This window comes from Alteromonas macleodii ATCC 27126 (assembly GCF_000172635.2).
Taxonomy (GTDB): domain Bacteria; phylum Pseudomonadota; class Gammaproteobacteria; order Enterobacterales; family Alteromonadaceae; genus Alteromonas; species Alteromonas macleodii.
Genome location: NC_018632.1, coordinates 3,977,284 through 3,994,003 on the forward strand (window position 1 = coordinate 3,977,284; position 16,720 = coordinate 3,994,003).

At 44.3% G+C, this 16,720-nt stretch carries 12 protein-coding genes; 6 read left to right on the plus strand and 6 right to left on the minus strand.

Translation table 11 applies throughout. From position 1 onward, the window contains the following. The first annotated feature begins 205 nt into the window (after positions 1-205). From MASE_RS16955 to MASE_RS16965, 3 genes are all read left to right on the plus strand, one after another. A complete protein-coding gene (locus MASE_RS16955; RefSeq protein WP_014950928.1) occupies positions 206-1,552 on the plus strand; it encodes a hypothetical protein in 1,347 nt (448 codons plus the stop codon). Positions 1,553-1,705: 153 nt separating this feature from the next. Next, the gene (locus tag MASE_RS16960; protein ID WP_014950929.1) at positions 1,706-3,100 is read left to right on the plus strand and encodes a M28 family metallopeptidase; all 1,395 of its coding nucleotides are present in this window, start codon (positions 1,706-1,708) and stop codon (positions 3,098-3,100) included. Positions 3,101-3,380: 280 nt separating this feature from the next. Next, entirely contained in the window at positions 3,381-4,406 is a 1,026-nt protein-coding gene (locus tag MASE_RS16965; protein ID WP_014950930.1) for a substrate-binding periplasmic protein, read from the plus strand. Positions 4,407-4,640: 234 nt separating this feature from the next. Here MASE_RS16965 and MASE_RS16970 read toward each other — a convergent pair whose 3' ends face one another. Next, positions 4,641-7,364 (minus strand): ATP-binding protein, encoded by a 2,724-nt coding sequence (locus MASE_RS16970; protein WP_041693869.1) that lies wholly within the window; start codon positions 7,362-7,364, stop codon positions 4,641-4,643. A gap of 226 nt (positions 7,365-7,590) precedes the next feature. Between MASE_RS16970 and MASE_RS16975 the strand changes: the two genes are divergently transcribed. Genes MASE_RS16975 through MASE_RS16985 form a run of 3 tightly spaced genes read left to right on the plus strand, consistent with a single transcriptional unit; the run spans position 7,591 to position 10,552 of the window. After that, positions 7,591-8,148, plus strand: a complete 558-nt coding sequence (locus MASE_RS16975) for a GbsR/MarR family transcriptional regulator (RefSeq protein ID WP_014999724.1) — start codon at positions 7,591-7,593, stop codon at positions 8,146-8,148. Between the two features lie 11 nt (positions 8,149-8,159). Then, positions 8,160-9,533, plus strand: a complete 1,374-nt coding sequence (locus MASE_RS16980) for a cytochrome ubiquinol oxidase subunit I (protein ID WP_014950933.1) — start codon at positions 8,160-8,162, stop codon at positions 9,531-9,533. An 11-nt stretch (positions 9,534-9,544) separates the two neighbouring features. Continuing rightward, positions 9,545-10,552 carry a cytochrome d ubiquinol oxidase subunit II gene (locus tag MASE_RS16985; RefSeq protein ID WP_014950934.1) on the plus strand — a complete coding sequence of 336 codons (1,008 nt, stop codon included), beginning with the start codon at positions 9,545-9,547 and terminating at the stop codon, positions 10,550-10,552. 591 nt (positions 10,553-11,143) lie between these two features. Here the strand turns inward: MASE_RS16985 and MASE_RS16990 are convergent. From MASE_RS16990 to ubiB, 5 genes are all read right to left on the minus strand, one after another. After that, positions 11,144-12,739: a methyl-accepting chemotaxis protein gene (locus MASE_RS16990; RefSeq protein ID WP_014950936.1), complete on the minus strand. Its 1,596-nt coding sequence runs from the start codon at positions 12,737-12,739 to the stop codon at positions 11,144-11,146. A gap of 243 nt (positions 12,740-12,982) precedes the next feature. Continuing rightward, a complete protein-coding gene (locus MASE_RS16995; RefSeq protein ID WP_014950937.1) occupies positions 12,983-13,465 on the minus strand; it encodes an Lrp/AsnC family transcriptional regulator in 483 nt (160 codons plus the stop codon). A gap of 79 nt (positions 13,466-13,544) precedes the next feature. Continuing rightward, on the minus strand, positions 13,545-14,189 hold the full coding sequence (locus MASE_RS17000) for a hypothetical protein (RefSeq protein WP_014950938.1): 645 nt from the start codon (positions 14,187-14,189) through the stop codon (positions 13,545-13,547). Positions 14,190-14,586: 397 nt separating this feature from the next. Next, positions 14,587-14,796 (minus strand): transcription antiterminator/RNA stability regulator CspE, encoded by a 210-nt coding sequence (cspE, locus tag MASE_RS17005; protein ID WP_012519905.1) that lies wholly within the window; start codon positions 14,794-14,796, stop codon positions 14,587-14,589. A gap of 293 nt (positions 14,797-15,089) precedes the next feature. Then, positions 15,090-16,718 (minus strand): ubiquinone biosynthesis regulatory protein kinase UbiB, encoded by a 1,629-nt coding sequence (ubiB, locus tag MASE_RS17010; RefSeq protein WP_014950939.1) that lies wholly within the window; start codon positions 16,716-16,718, stop codon positions 15,090-15,092. Positions 16,719-16,720: the final 2 nt, after the last annotated feature.

Consider the following 16,720-nt stretch of genomic DNA (forward strand, 5'->3'; position numbering starts at 1 on the left):
CTAACCCTATCTTCTTACATAAATTAAATCTGATAAGCGCCGTCTATTTTCATTTCTAAAAAACAGCTAACATCAACACTCAACCAACAAATCAAATAGTAAAACAAAAGGAATTGGAAGCATTGGTAGGGTAACCAGTTTGATTTCGGCACTCCGCGCTGCTTGGACATGCGTCAGCCTACTATTATGTCTTTCAGAAAAATATATGAAGTACAACAAACAACTGCTAATAACAGGCTTAGCGGCCGCTATTGCCGGATGTGGCGGTGGTAGCTCTTCACAACCTCCTACTAACGACAATGGAAGTACACCGCCTACTTCAAACTATGAGCATGTGGTTAGTGCAAGTTACTTTAGTTCATGCGGTGAGATAATACCTCAAACTGAAGCCATGGTTGTTCGCCATGACAACAGCGGTGCAGTAGCTGCTGTCTATGAAGCTGATGATGACGGAAATATCGCTATCGATTACTCCGGTGTAGCAACGTATACGATGCTAAGTGTAGGTTATTGGGGAGAAACTGCCTATCCTCGCGTTCATACCTACGTAGACATTACCGCCGATAAAATCAAAAACACACGCATTATCGCTGAAGGCTTCGCCAATGAAGACTCGTGCGAATGTAACAACGTAACATTCGATATTAGTCAAGTTCCTGTTGCCTCGCCTATGGCCAGCGTCGTTGTCTCTACCACAACATCGTCTAATGTTTTCGATGTCAATGACACAGACTGGTTGGCTGAAGCTAATGTATGTCGACCCATTGGCGGAGAGTGGCCAGACATTGCTCTCACGCTAACCAGTGCACAGGAATATCCTGCTGAAACCTATTACACTGCTGTTCTTAGTGATTACAGCTTCGATGAAACATATGTAGTAAGTAATGCAGAGCTTGTCAGAAAAGTACCTTTTTCGGTGCTCAATAATAACGTCAACAGTGACTCAAGTCTGCGCGTTTCACTACGCGGCCTAAAAGATGGCTGGATGCATTATGCTGATAATGTGCAAGTTTGGGATGTTGCTGAACTTTCATCTTCAGTTCCTATCTTTGACACACCTGAAACGTATATCGATGCTTACAATTTCGAGTTCGACAGCTTCAGCTCCGAAGGCACAGATGTTCAAGTATCTATTTACACGGGCGCTCAGGTAACACTTCCATCCACCCACACTGAGTCATTAGACTTAGCATTGATGTCTTACGACTTATTTTCCCAACAAGTTTTAACATTCTTTAATGATGAAACTTACGATCTGTCTTCAGTGGGAGCGGACTCTGTAACCGTTACCTTGTCTGGGAATGATTCTTTTGGTAACCGTATTTATTACTTCCAACTAACCACACCCAGTCAGGGTTCTCTTGCTATTTTAGACAATTTAGACATAGAGGGTGTCGACTTTCCCCTATCGGCAAACTTTAACTTCGATGAAGAGCCAGCGTCGGGTTATATAGGATTGGAAGCTTATGATGTGCAAAGCACGAATGATTATCTTGAGTCGCTTAAAAATGATGATGTTACCGCCTACGGTATGGTTTACTTCGACTTTTAAATAGGCTTAGATCTTTTAAATTGTAAATGTATATCGGCACGGAGTGCTACGTGCCGATATATTGTATTCCTCTTAAATAAAGTTAATTACATCGATATTCATTGTCCATTTTCGACGCATTCAGTATGGTCTTTGCAGAACATGGAGAAAATAATGAATAAATCACAGCCCTGTTATCTTACGAACCTAGTATTAAGAAAAATTGCCCCCGCAATTGCACTAACACTATCTACTACAGCCTTTGCTGATACCGAACAGCAGCAAGCACTTTACGATATTGCCAAAAATGTCTCTGCTGAAAACATTGAAAAAGACATTACTACGCTGGTGAACTTTGGTACACGCCATACCCTTTCTGAAACCGAGTCTGATACTCGTGGTATTGGTGCTGCGCGACGTTGGATTAAATCTGAATTTGATAAAATTTCAGCCGAGTGTGGTGGCTGCTTAGAAGTGTACTACCAGTCGGAAGTCATCAGCGGAGAAAAACGTATTCCCGACCCAGTAGAAGTGGTTAGCGTTATCGCGATACAACGCGGTACCACCGATCCAGACCGTTACGTCATCATGTCAGGCGACATCGATTCACGGGTGTCTGATGTAATGGACTTCACCTCTGACTCACCAGGGGCAAACGACAACGCCTCTGGTGTTGCCGGTACCCTTGAAGCTGCGCGAGTACTATCCAATTACAAGTTTAACGGCAGTATCGTGTATGCTGCTTTATCTGGCGAAGAGCAAGGGCTTTTCGGCGGGCGTATTATGGCAAACCAAGCTAAGAAAGACGGCTGGCGAATTAAAGCCGTGCTCAATAATGACATGATAGGCAATATCGAAGGGGTTAACGGTGTGATTAACAACACCACCGCTCGCTTGTTTGCTGAAGGTACACGCGTAACCGAAACGGATAAAGAAGCACGCATGCGACGTTTCACCGGGGGTGAAGTTGACTCACCAAGCCGTAACCTTGCCCGTTACATCGATAAAATTGCCGATCAGTATATTGAGAACTTAGACACAATGGTGATTTATCGCTTGGACCGTTTTGGTCGTGGCGGCCATCACCGCCCGTTCAACGACTTGGGCTACCCGGGTATTCGTATTATGGAAACTAACGAAAACTACACCCGCCAGCATCAAGACCTTCGCGTAGAAGACGGTGTTGCTTATGGTGACACCTTGGATGGCGTCGACTTTGATTACGCAGCCAAACTTACTGGCCTTAATGCTGTTTCTCTTGCTGCAATGGCGTGGGCACCGAATCCACCTGCAAATGTAGAAATTGCCGGTGCAGTTCAACCTTCAACATTTTTAAAGTGGGATGCCCTAGACGCTGAAGAGAACCCTCAACTTAAAGGGTACAAAGTATACTGGCGTCATACTGATGCTCCGCAATGGGAATACAGTAAATATGTGGGTAACGTCACCGAAGCCATGCTTGAGAACGTTGTTATCGACAACTACTTCTTTGGCGTAGCCAGCGTAAACAAGGACGGTGTTGAAAGCGTTGTCGTTTATCCAGGTCCTGCGGGAAGCTTTGGAGAATAAGCGTTTATGTTGAGCGCCTATATTGAGCGCGCTTATACGCATCCAATTGCGCCCCCCAATTACGCATGCAATCAAGTTCGTGACGTTAAGCTGGTAGTGAAACCGGCTTATCGTCGCGAATGACTTTACTTAATAAAAGCTAATATAAACGTGGACACTACACTCAATATATTGATGTCGCTTACATTTTGTTAATTTAAGCCAGTACGTGTTTATTGGAATTAAGCAACTAACTGCATTACAGTGTAGTAAATGTATGACGGCAGTTCGGAGTTCACCTTTGGTAAGATTCAGCGCGTTCTCGCTCTCTATTTTCACTCAACGTCTTTCTTTATTAGGCATAAGCCTAGCCCTTTGTTGTTTAAATGTTTCGCAATTACATGCCGCCCCTACCAAATTAGGTGCAGCTTCCTTCGAGACCTACATAAGCGACGATGGGGAGCCTGCTCGAGTTAACACACTGCTCGAAAAGGTGTTTCAGAAGGCGGAGTTGGATATCCAACTTCAGGTTATGCGACAAGCTTTTTTGGGCAGTTCTGTACTGACAGGTAAGCTAGACGGTGAATTTGCCTACGTTAATTTGGGCGAGGATAGCAGCAACTATGTTCTATCCGATATCTACTTACCCATTTACCTTTACGCGGTAAGCAAAGAGGCGGACGTTGAGGCAATAAAGCTTTTTCCTCATTTAAAAGACAACCGGGTCGCTATTGAAAATCGCTTTGCGAATACGCCCTCATTCAGACTGCTGAAAGATATAAAGTGGTCACGCAACCCCACTACGTTTGATGCATTTCGCCAACTTGCCGACGATAGAGCGCCTTACTTAATTACCACCCAGCTGCTTGCGCGAGAGCTAAACATACTGCTGGCTAACGATAATGAAGAAACCCTCCACTTTTCAGCAAAACCTCTAGCAAAAACCGGATTTCAAATAGCTATCAGCAAAAATGTTGCTAACGCTGAAAGGATTGTTGCGCAATTCAATCAAGCTGTGTCGACAATGCAGAATTCGGGGGAATTGAATCAGCCACTTGATTTAGCTTGGCTCACCAAAGATGTGAATGGCGATGGCGTTGCCGACTTTATCGGGCACAGCAACATAACTACCACGTCAGACTTGTTAAACACCGCCTATTCCCTTGACGGTAAACCTACATCTGAAGCCAGCGCGTTTTATATTGACGGGGATAGATATGCATCGCTTGAGGAAGCGCGTGCTGCCCTTCCCGATGCAGAAAGTTCGTCGCCCCGCGAGTCGCTGTTAGATAAAACCACCTACCAGCTATTACTCCGCCGCTGGTAGATGAATTTTGACTTCGGTGAACTTTGAAAGCAATGAGCGTTGAAAGGCATTAAATTAGGTAGAGAAGCACGAAGTCGACTACGCGACTTCTACACTAAAAAGCATACCTGTCATTGCTTAAACTAAACAGCCTATTCAAAGATATGTGTGAGCCTTGTTAACGATCTATCTTCGCGCTCTATCTTCGCAATACTGCTGATCAAAGGTTGCAAGGAAGACGGGGAGTCGTCAGCGTTAGTGTGACGTTTCTGGTAAGTACATTTCCAGAATTGTCAGCAATTCTTCGCCATCGACTGGCTTTGACACATAGTTGTTAAAGCCAGCTTTAAGTGCTTTAACGCGATCAGATGTATAGGCATAAGCGGTCAGTGCTACGGCATTAAGCTTTGCAATTTCTGGTATTTCACTGGCTCTTATTTTTAAAACTAAACCCAGCCCGTCCATTTCCGGCATACCAATATCCGATAGCAGAAGATCGAAGGCTTCTGGCATATCGTTAATTTCTTTCCATGCTAACAGGCCGTTCTTCACAACATTAACTCGCGCGCCGTTAGATTCTAGAAACAGCTTTATAAAATCACGGGCGTCTTGCTCATCTTCTGCGACTAAAATCCGTAAGCCGTTCAAACGCAAAGACTCAGTCAGGTCGCTAATTTCAGAGTTCTTAGTTTCAATAATGTCGTCGTGCAAATTAAGCGGCGCAATAGGCAGCGTTACGTAAAACGTTGTTCCTGTATTAGGTCCGTCGCTTTCAGCATAAATTTCACCACCGTGCATCTCTACTAAACTTTTCACAATAGACAGGCCTAAGCCCAACCCATGTTTGTTGTGCTCGTTTTTGCCTTGATAAAAACGTTCGAAAACATGAGATAGCTGCTCGCGCGTCATACCTTTGCCATTGTCTTTAACGCGGAAAAGGTAGTTCGAATGCTCTCTTCTACCTCTTACATGCACAGTACCGCCTTTCGAGGTGAACTTAAGCGCATTGCTCAACAGGTTATTGATAACCTGTTTTATTCGGAGATTGTCACCCAGAATTTGCGTGTGATCGTCTTCGCAATTTATCGATAGCTGAATATTCTTGCTCGCAAACCCAGCCTCGAAAGATTTGGCAACTTCAGATATTGACCCAGCGATATTAAGCGAATGGGTACTGAGCTTCATCGTACCTGAAATAATACGGGATAAATCGAGAATGTCGTTGATCAGTGCTGCCTGAGTTGATGCCGCGCGCTTTATCACCCCAAGGGCATCAGTCATTCTGTCCACATTGCCAACATCCATCAGCGCTAAATCGGTCCACCCCACAATAGAGTTAAGTGGTGAACGTAGCTCGTGAGAAATGCTGGCAAGAAACTGATCTTTCGCTTTATCCAGCTCTTCTAATTTACTAATTTGCTTATCGAGCGACGCTTTTAAGCTTAGCGCGTAAGGTATAAACAGATGATCAAAACCTTCAATGATTAGTTGGTCATCTTCGGTCCACTCTACCGATTCATCAGCGACACTTTGCAAATACATATCAAACGAATTACGAGGAGTAAGAGACTTTCCAATATCTTTTCTGGCTGCATCGCGACCCGCCCAACGAATGGTCTTGTCTTTCTGCTCCCTAAACCAAACCGTGTAGTAGCCCAGTTTTGAAGACACGCAGGAAATATACATGCCTCGAATGCCGTTTAGGTCGCCGCTATCTAAAATTTCGTTTGTTAATCGGTTTATAGCAATGGACTGCTCAGAGCCGCTAATGGCAAATTTTTCGAGTAATTTTGCCAAGGTTTTCTCTGTGGGAGTCTTACCAACCAGATAGTTGCCCGTAGGGGTAACCACAGCCATACCGCACGAATCAGCAACATCCAGTAAGTCTCCTTCTTTCTGCGTGATGGCCTCAAGCGGGTTCGTGTATGAAGTAAGCTGGTGAACAATATGGTTCAGCTTGCGTTGGCGAATTTGAAATTGCTCTTTCTTTTTATGCAGTGCTTTCGTGTGAAGCTGCCAGGCATAAAGGTGACCTAATGATTCGCAAACTAAACGTTTCTTCTGGTCGATGTAAGCCGGTTCACTGTTGTGGCATGCTAACAATCCCCACAGCTTACCCTCAAAAACAAGCGAAACTGAAAATGAAGAGCGGATCCCCATATTTTTAAGGTAGGCAATGTGCATAGGCGAAACAGAGCGAACCATTGACATTGATAAATCCAATGGCGGACGTTCAGCCTCTTTAACCGAAGGCTTAAGGCCTATAACTTGCTCTTCTACATCGTAGACACAGCGCACTCGATTTTTTAGATACAGTTCACGGGCCTGACTAGGGATATCCGAAGCGGGAAACTTCAACCCTTTGAATGAGCGAGAATCTGCACTTGCGGCTTCACCAATCACTTCACCACAGTAGGTTTTGTCAAACTGATAAACCATGACCGAGTCGAAACCTATGTATTGCTTAAATACCTGAGCGATAGCATCGGCAACATCCCCTATGGAGTCGCGGTTATCAACATTGGGTAACAATGCGCGAATATCTACATCCATTGGCACCCATTGCTGCGCCGCCTCAAAGCTTAGTTGAGGGGTTGGCTCAAGCTCTATAACCAACAGGCCATTAGAATCGAAGGCAACACCACTGCCCTCTTTCTCCCAATCTTTAAGATGGAGCGCATTTTCAGCAAACTTCCACTGGTAGGCGTGGCGTACATTTCCGCCTTTTACAGCATCGTGAATAGTCTGGAATGTGCGCGCTTCAGGAGAGGGAATGTCAATCAGTTCAGTGATAAGTGTTTCACCGGGAACGACGTCTACGTTGAACATGTCATTAATGTTCTCGCTCACCACCTGAATTTTTTTGGTACTAGGGTTAATGGCTATGACATACCCAAAACTTTGTACGCTTTCAATCAAGTGGATAGCTTCATCTTCACAGTTTTGAAGCGTTGTAGGGGTATTGTCAATTGTTTGCATTACTTTGCGCCAAGTATCAAGAAAGCGAACTTTCGTCGTGTGTTCCGTAGAGTAACCCACACGATAACAACTTATGGCTGAGAAAGCATGTTATATCGACGTCTAGATCATTAGCTGAGAACATTGAATTTTCAAAAATTCGTACGTGATATCACGAATAAAACTTGTGTTTCTTGATCCTACGCAATAAACTTTCAGTAATTTCTGAAACTTCTGGAAGGTAAAAATGAAAATGACGCCTTTAATTACATCTGCGGTTATGCACTTTGGCGAAATGGGAAGTCGTTGGGGTTTCAACAGAACAGTTGGGCAAATTCTTGCGCTTATTGTTTTAAACGAAGAGCCCATTTCGGCGCAGGAAATTGCAGATGCGCTCAACATATCCAGAGGCAATACCAGCATGGGTTTAAAAGAGCTTCAGTCATGGCGCTTAGTTAAACAGCATCTTGTTCCTGGTGAGAGAAAAGAGTTCTTTATTCCGGCTGGCGATATTTGGACATTGGCCAATAGAGTATTTGAAGAACGAAGAAAGCGCGAGATAGACCCAACCATGAGTCTACTGCGTGATTTGTTGCTTGACGCACCTGCCAATGAAAAAGAGGCAAATGCACAACATAAACTGAACGAAATTCACGATTTACTCGAATCAATTACGGCATGGTCTGAAGAGCTTCAAAATCTTGGGCCTGAAAAGTTAAACACGTTGATGAAGTTGGGTTCTGGCGTGGGCCGTATGCTTGAGCTTAAGGACAAGCTACTTCCGGGGAAAAACAGCGTTAACTAAGGGGGCCTTCTGTGGATGCATTCTTGCTGTCTCGTTTACAATTTGCGTTAAATATTAGTTTTCATATTTTGTTTCCAACCATCACCATGGCGATGGGCTGGTTTCTATTTTACTTCAAGCTGCGCTCTAATATTTCAGGTCACCCTGTGTGGATGCGTATGTATCGCTTTTGGGTACGTGTCTTTGCCCTAAGTTTCGCCTTGGGTGTAGTAAGCGGCGTCACCATGTCATTTCAGTTTGGTACTAACTGGCCTGGATTTATGGAGAAAGTAGGTAATGTGGCGGGGCCACTACTCGGTTATGAGGTACTTACCGCCTTTTTCTTAGAAGCCACGTTTTTAGGCATCATGCTGTTTGGCATACGCCGTGTTCCGAACTGGCTGCATACGGCTTCAACCCTTATTGTTGCACTTGGCACCACTACTTCTGCGTTCTGGATATTAGCCTTAAATAGCTGGATGCAAACACCGCAGGGTTTTGAAGTGGTCGACGGTGTAGTGTATGCCACAAACTGGAAAGAAATTATCTTTAACCCATCTTTCCCTTACCGCTTTGTACATATGATGTTAGCGTCTGGACTGACGGCCAGCTTCCTGATAGCTGGGCTTTCGGCCTACCGCATGCTTAAAGGCGACGACAAGCTTGCGCCTAAGCTCGCGCTTAAAACCGCCACCTATACGGCGGCAGTGTTAATCCCGCTACAAATTTTTGCTGGCGACATGCATGGTTTAAATACGCTTGAGCATCAGCCTCAGAAAGTAGCGGCGATGGAAGGACTTTGGGAGACCACTGAAGGTGCACCTTTGTTACTTTTTGCAATTCCTGACGAAGAAAGCAAAGAGAATCATTTTGAAATTCCCATTCCCTATGGTGCAAGTTTAATTCTTACTCACGAATTTAAGGGCGAGATTAAGGGGTTAAATGAGTTTGAAGGAGAGCATCCGCCCGTTGCTCCTGTTTTCTTCGGTTTTAGGGTTATGGTGGGTATGGGCATGTTGATGCTCGCTGTGTCATGGCTTGGCAGTCTTTATCTTATGCGTAACAAAGACTTCCCAATTTGGCTTAAACGCACGTTTGCAGGCATGGCGTTTAGCGGCTGGATTGCTACGTTAGCAGGCTGGTATGTAACGGAAATAGGCCGTCAGCCCTATTTGGTAAGTGGTGTATTAAGAACCGCTGATGCCGTTACCCAGTTACCACCGGCGAATATTGCTCTGTCGTTCACGCTCTATCTTGTTATCTATACGGTGCTTCTAATCGCATACATGGGAACACTTATGTTGATGTGCAGAAGAGCCGTTGAAATTGAAGAGATAACGACGGAAGAGCGCGAAGTTGCCAAGGCAAAAATGCAACCTACTGACCCAGACCCAAGCACGGTTTAAGGAGAGCAAACATGTTTGAAAATGTATCAGCAGAAATGCTCGGAAATATTTATGTGGGTTTACTTGGTCTATCTGTATTGCTGTACGCCATTTTAGATGGCTACGACTTGGGTGTGGGTGTACTTATCCCGCCAAGAACAGAAGCGTTTCGCGATGACATGATAGCCTCTATAGGGCCTTACTGGGATGCCAATGAGACGTGGCTTGTGCTCGCCATAGGACTACTGCTTATTGCTTTCCCTGAAGCCCATAGTGAGTTTTTACAAACCTTGTACTTGCCTGCAACCTTCATGTTATTAGGGCTTATTTTGCGCGGCGTAGCGTTCGATTTTCGCGCCAAGGTTGTGCAGGTGAAAAAGCGTAAGTGGGACATGGTATTCAAATACGGTTCGCTTTTAACCACATTAGCTCAAGGGTATATGTTAGGTATATACGTGACGGGTCTTCGCACAGATATTTGGGCGCAAGGCTTTGCACTTCTCGCTGCATTTGGTGTTACGGCTGCCTATGCGTTTATTGGCTCGTGCTGGTTAATACTTAAAGGCGAAGGTGAGCTTCAACAAAAGGCGTATTACTGGGCCAGAAGAGGTTTAGGGGTACTGGCGGTAGGAATTGTCGCGGTAAGTATCGCGAATCTAACCTTACACGATGACGTACGAGACTTATGGTTGTCTGCTCCTTGGGGCTATGTGCTTTTCGCTATTCCAGTAGCGTGTTTTGCGCTTCTAGCACTATGTGGTGTGTTGCTTAAAAAACTGCCTGATGCACAAGGGAAAGGCGAATGGCTTCCGTTCTTTATTGCCCTTCTAGTATTTTTACTTTGTTTCACCGCATTTGGCATAAGCTACTATCCGTTTATCATCCCTGGACAGATGACGGTGATGGATGCGCTTAGTGATGCAAGCTCTCTGCGCTTCTTGCTTGTTGGCGTAGTTATTGTAGTACCTATTATTTTGGCTTATACGGCCATGGTATATAAGATATTCTCCGGTAAATCAGAGAAGCTTTCTTACTACTAGCCTTTGTTAATGGGATCGCAGCAGATCCCAATTACTTGAAACAATAGTGAACATCATTGAAATTCAATGGTGTTCACTTTCTATTCAGCGCTATACTAAACGCTGTACATTGCGAGTTTCTTGCGGTTCCCGACGCCTTTCCTGTGCTTGGGGCATTTGCGGCGACCAGTATCCCCAATCCACGAACTCGATCTGAAAACCTGCGATCAAAATATGATCCTTTCCCTCGAACAATGTATACCAATGACTAGAGGATGTTTAGCGTTAGCTAGTCTACCCTTAAGGTGTGATCAAAATTTAAACGTTACTTACCGTTAAATATTTTGTTGACATCAAACTGTAATATTACTATATTTTATTTGGGGCAATTTTTAATAGAAGGAGCCAATACCATGGAAAATGTATTCCATTCGTTCTCACGGTTCTTCAAGCGCGCGCACCCCTACACAGTCGCTCACTATATCGGCCGTAAAAATGCGCAGCGTATCTTAGGATGTAAAATCAAAAAGAAATCCAAGATATTCGCCGACCAGCACGTTGAAGACCAAAATCATTAATTTATATGGGGCCCGTCAAACCGGCCCCATTTTTTTAGCTCAATTTAAATCTATTAACGTTTTCCTGAAGGTTCTCAGCCAGGCTGAATAAGCTTTTCGCTTCACTATTCACATTGGTATTCGCGGCTTTTACTTGATCGCCCAGCATTTGAAAATCTAGTGCCCCTTCGCGTGCAACTTGCACCTGATCTTTAGCGTGTTGTACAAGAGCCGAAGCCTCATTGCTCACCTCAACTAACGATAAAACGCTTTTGCGTCCGTCTTCCAACGTAATCACCAGCTCATTGGCAAGCCCCAATGCGTTGTGTGCCTTGTCTTTATTCGAAGTCATAGTTTGTACAGAATCACGAATTGACTGCACTATTTTTTCTAACATGGCATTAATTTCAACTGTCGATTGATGAGTTCTTGATGCTAGCGTACGCACTTCATCCGCCACCACCGCGAAACCTCTACCCGACTCTCCTGCTCTTGCCGCTTCTATTGCAGCATTAAGTGCCAATAAGTTAGTTTGATCAGCAATCTCAGCAATGGTTTTCACCACACTCGATACGTTTTTTCCATCGCTTTGCAGCTTATCTAACGTAGTAGCAGTTTTATCAATGTTAAGGGTTAAATCAGAGATGGCGCGCGCTGTGGTTTCCACATCCACCTTACCTTGCGCTATCTGGTGGGCACTACCTTTCGCTTGTTCCGCAGCTTTTATAGATAGAGTAAGGCTTTGTTCCATTTCATCAGACAGATTATCCATGACTGACACTAGCTGCTTAATGTCTCCTTGAAAGCTTAAGATAGCGGTTGAAGAGTGTGATGTTGCACTGTTAAGTGTTTGTGATGAGTGGTTCAGGTCATTCACTGCATGTTGAAGGTCAGTCATTCCCTTGTGAAATACGGCTAGTAGACCTTGAACGCTATGCGTTATCGCGTGGAGTTCTTGTAAATTTTGAGTAGGTAGACGTGACTGTAAATTGCGTGTTTTTGCAATATCGTCAAGCCTCTTAGCCATCTCTTCGATAGGATTTGCAATATTCCGCTTAGCAAGTATGTAGCCCATTATGGATACAGCCAGTAGCAATATGATTAGGCTGTAGATAGTGAACTGGCTCACACTGAGTTCAGCAGAAATAGCCATGGTTCGAGAGTTCGCAGCACGCTCAACACCCGAGCGTACCCCAGTCAAAAGTGCATTTAGTTCAGATGCTGCTTGGGTAATGACTTGAAGATTTTCCCGTGCAATATCCCAATCTATAGATGTTGCTGACATCGTTTGCTGTAAAGACGCAGCTGACGCAACCAGTACATCAAATTTTTCTTGAGCGGCATCGCTTCCCATATAGCTGAATTGGGAAAATTTGGCGTTGGTCTCGTCGACGAGCCGGTCTTTCTGCCCGTTATATTCGCGACTACTTATTGTGGTTCCGTATAAGGAATACGCGATAAGCACCAGCTCTTTACTTTGAGTTTGTATATCATCGATAGCGCTTAACGAGGGTAATGTTTCAGCCACGTAGGCTTCTACTAAGTTTTCGACATTGGCGTTGTTCTTTGTCAATACAATTGCCGCGATGAGCGACACAATTACAACGAGAAGATAACCGAGCAATATTCTTTGCTTGATGGTTTTAAACATATAACCCCCATATTATTTAGGGGCACGCCTATACTTGTCGCACGTCTCTGCACCCTTTTCTATTCGTAGTAGGACAAAATTTACTTCTCCTACAATTGAACAAAAATAGACCGCTACGGTTGCTTTTTTCTTTCAGATTTTTAATCGGGAAGTTATCGAATTTATGTAAGTTAGAGTCTTCAACTGCAAATTGCCTCATCTATCACCGAAGGTATTGAGAAAACCAATGCTAATTATGAGGGGTTAAATATGGTTAAGCGGTACCGAGGTTGTGTACTTAATCTGCTCCATTGCAAAGCTTGAAGTGACGTCGGAAAACTCTATACCGTTAACCAATCGCTTATAAAAATGATCAAAGCAATCCATATCGGTAACGAGGACTTTTAGCAGGTAATCGTATTCGCCAGACATACGATAGCATTCAACAACTTCATCAAATGATGCGGCGTGTTTAGCGAAACTTGCCAGCCACTTTCCATCATGTCTGCCCGCTTTTACTTGAACGAAAACGGTCATGGCCAGCCCCAGGTGTTTTGCTTGCAACAGCGCTACTCGCCTAGAGATTATGCCCTTCTCTTCTAGCTTTTGAATACGCCGCCAGCAGGGCGTTACCGTAAGCCCAACTTGCTCAGCGATTTCTGCGACAGGCGTGTCAGCGTTATTCTGTAGCATGGCCAAAATGGCTTTATCTATTGTGTCTATACCGCTTGTTTTTTCACTACGCATAGTGAGATGTTGCCCTTTATTTCCATGTTCTCAGTTTTTCAGCGAATTACGTCAGGCGCTTTACTTTTATAGAGGCTATTTACAGCCACCAAGGCTGACTAAAGTCGACATTTTCTGGTGCAATTTCGTATTGAAAGGGAGGCGTAAATACATCCCAAAATGCATCCCGCAAGTCCACATCTATTATGCTAAGTTTACCTGCATCGCGATAGCGAGATAACAGTGTATTGTAAGCGTCAATCGGCATTTGCGGGTTAGACTGGCGAAAGATAACACGCCCTCCAAACTCTTCATACATCGCTTTTTCTGTTTGAAACTGTAGAACCTGCTTGGCCGCTATCTCTTTAATGGGTTTCGTTGCCGTTTCACTTGAAACCTGACCTTCAAACTTCTCGATAAACCTGCTTACCAGTGTTTGATTAACCGTTATGCCTTTTTGTTTTGCATAGTCCTCTAAAACAAGCTCATAAATTCTGTTAGACGCATTTACACGGACCACATAATCAAGCATACCTGCGTAATTGTCTTTCGCTTGCTGCTTCAAGTTTTTACGTTCTTCTTCACTAGGCACGACGTCTGCCATACGGATTTCGGTATTAAGCACCATTGCTAAAACATCCTGATCATCGACTTGTCCATTTGCCTGAGCAGCATAAGCAAGGTTTGAAATTAGAATAAGTAGCGCGGTGGCCAATGAAGATCGAATAGTTGATGTCATGCGCATTAAGCACTCCCTGTAGACGTATTTATCGCCGCGATTACGAACACTTTGAGTCTCGCTGAGTGGGTAATTAACTGTGCGGACTGGTATTACCCAAATGGGCGTTGTAATGAGTAAAGCATTAAACGCTATGACTACGCAATACCGTGGCGTACTGATATTAGGAATATGCTGCGAGCTTCAAATTTATTGGGGTGAACGAGTGCTTATGTGGTGTAGCCGAAAAAGGATGGCGATAGCGACGCGGTAGACTAGCTATTGATGAAAAGCGTTATTCGTTAGAAATGATATATACCAAAAGCGGTATGGACTAAAAGCTTTGTCGCGCGTTTAGCGTGGGTGTGGAAATACAGACATTAGAAAGAAAAACGGCGGTCAAATGACCGCCGTTTTTGAATTCTTAGATAGCTTGCACGTTAGCAGCTTGAAGACCTTTTTGACCTTCTTCAACTTCAAATTCTACTCGCTGACCTTCTGGAAGCGTTTTGTAACCGTCAGAGATGATCGCACGGAAATGAACGAATACGTCCTTACCGCCGTTATCTTGAGTTAGAAAACCGTAACCTTTATCAGCGTTGAACCACTTAACTGTGCCTGTAACTTTAGACATGTCGTATAGACCTCAAATATCGTATTAAATTGCGCATAAGCGCGTGTAACTAAGTTCTTTAGAGTCTTTAAATTGGCGGAGTATTGGGTCTTACTTACGAATGGACAAACAACTTACAACAAATTACCGGGTAACTCGAGTGGTTTAACATATAGCAAATAATACAAAATCGCGTCTCTTTAAAGACTTTGGCTTAAAGCCAAAGCCACTATAACACTCTTCGGGACGATTAATATACAAATTAATTGATAAACTACGGATTTCATAAATATTTCACCGCAGCGTAACAAAAATTAATGCCCTTTCCGCCAGGCTAAATACCAGCAAATTGCGCCAATTACGCCTGTACTTGCAGGGAAATACCAAGATAAATCGTACATTGGCAGTATTGCTGTCATTAACACAAAGGTGGCGCCCACTACGCTTAAATGAGTGGTCTGAGTTGTTTTCTTTTGCTCTTGAAGCAGTGCCAAATGTGCCCTTTGTTGTTGCAATGGCAAGCGCTTCATTTGCTGTAAACTGTCGTACAGCAGGTCTGGCATTTCAGGTAGTTTTTCAGACCAGAAAGGTAAGTTGTCTTTCACCTTCCCCATCATGGCGGTAAAGCCAATCTGCTCTTTCATCCAGTTTTCAAGAAACGGCTTGGCGGTTTTCCATAAATCAAGCTGAGGATAGAGCTGACGGCCTAAGCCTTCTATATACAGCAATGTTTTTTGCAGTAGCACAAGCTGTGGCTGCACAACCATATTGAAACGTCGTGCCGTATTAAATAGCTGCAGCAGCACGTTACCAAAGGATATTTCAGCTAGTGGCTTTTGGAATATAGGTTCACATACCGTGCGGATGGCCATCTCGAACTCATCGATATTGGTATCCTGCGGTACCCAGCCTGAGTCGGCGTGAAGCTGCGCGACTTTGCGATAGTCGCGGTTGAAGAAGGCAATAAAGTTCTCAGCCAAATAGCGCTTGTCTTCACGGTTGAGCGTACCCACAATGCCAAAATCGATGGCGATATATTTGGGGTTTTCAGGGTGTTCGGTAGATACAAAGATATTGCCCGGGTGCATGTCTGCATGGAAAAAACTGTCGCGAAATACCTGAGTGAAGAATACTTCCACACCGCGCTCGGCCAATTTTTTCATATTGGTATTTTGGGTAAGTAATGCGTCTATATTTGAGATTGGAAGACCGTAAATACGCTCCATAACCAACACATTACTGCGGCAATAGTCACTGTAAATTTTAGGTACATAAAGCGCGTCTGAACCTTCAAAATTACGCCCTAACTGAATACCGTTTGCAGATTCACGCAGTAAATCAAGTTCATCAACAATGGTCTTGCGGTATTCTACAACCACTTCGACAGGACGCAGCCGTTTGCCATCAGGAAGCCAGCGTTGAAGCACGTTAGCCAAGCTAAATAAAAGCTCCATGTCCGCCACGATGGTATCGCGAATATCTGGGCGCAATACCTTTACCACGACGTCTTCGTTGTTATGCTTCAACTTTGCCGCGTGAACTTGGGCTATAGAGGCAGACGCCAGCGGCGCTTTTTCAAATTCACTGAATAATTCGCTTAAATCAGAAAGCCCTAGCGCTTGCTTGATAATGTCTTGTGCAGCGTCAGATGAAAACGGCGGAACTTTGTCTTGCAAACGAGCAAGTTCGTTAGCAATGGCAGGAGGAAGCAAGTCTCGGCGGGTAGAGAGCATCTGGCCGAATTTAATAAAAACAGGCCCAAGGTTTTGTAGTGCAAGGGTAATACGCTCGCCGGCTGACTTGCCCTTGTGCTTGTTTCGCACCCAAAAAATGGTATGACGCATAGCCCGCGCGTACCAGGGTAACCACTTTGCTGGAATAAGTTCGTCTAAGCCGTGTTCCAACAATACCTTGTTAATTCGGTATAACCTAACAATACGCATTT

Coding starts and splice junctions, on each gene's coding strand:
- MASE_RS16955 (WP_014950928.1), top strand. CDS start 206: ATGAAGTACAACAAACAACTGCTAATAACAGGCTTAGCGGCCGCTATT.
- MASE_RS16960 (WP_014950929.1), top strand. CDS start 1,706: ATGAATAAATCACAGCCCTGTTATCTTACGAACCTAGTATTAAGAAAA.
- MASE_RS16970 (WP_041693869.1), bottom strand. CDS start 7,364: ATGCAAACAATTGACAATACCCCTACAACGCTTCAAAACTGTGAAGAT.
- MASE_RS16975 (WP_014999724.1), top strand. CDS start 7,591: ATGAAAATGACGCCTTTAATTACATCTGCGGTTATGCACTTTGGCGAA.
- MASE_RS16985 (WP_014950934.1), top strand. CDS start 9,545: ATGTTTGAAAATGTATCAGCAGAAATGCTCGGAAATATTTATGTGGGT.
- MASE_RS16990 (WP_014950936.1), bottom strand. CDS start 12,739: ATGTTTAAAACCATCAAGCAAAGAATATTGCTCGGTTATCTTCTCGTT.
- MASE_RS16995 (WP_014950937.1), bottom strand. CDS start 13,465: ATGCGTAGTGAAAAAACAAGCGGTATAGACACAATAGATAAAGCCATT.
- MASE_RS17000 (WP_014950938.1), bottom strand. CDS start 14,189: ATGCGCATGACATCAACTATTCGATCTTCATTGGCCACCGCGCTACTT.
- cspE (WP_012519905.1), bottom strand. CDS start 14,796: ATGTCTAAAGTTACAGGCACAGTTAAGTGGTTCAACGCTGATAAAGGT.
- ubiB (WP_014950939.1), bottom strand. CDS start 16,718: ATGCGTATTGTTAGGTTATACCGAATTAACAAGGTATTGTTGGAACAC.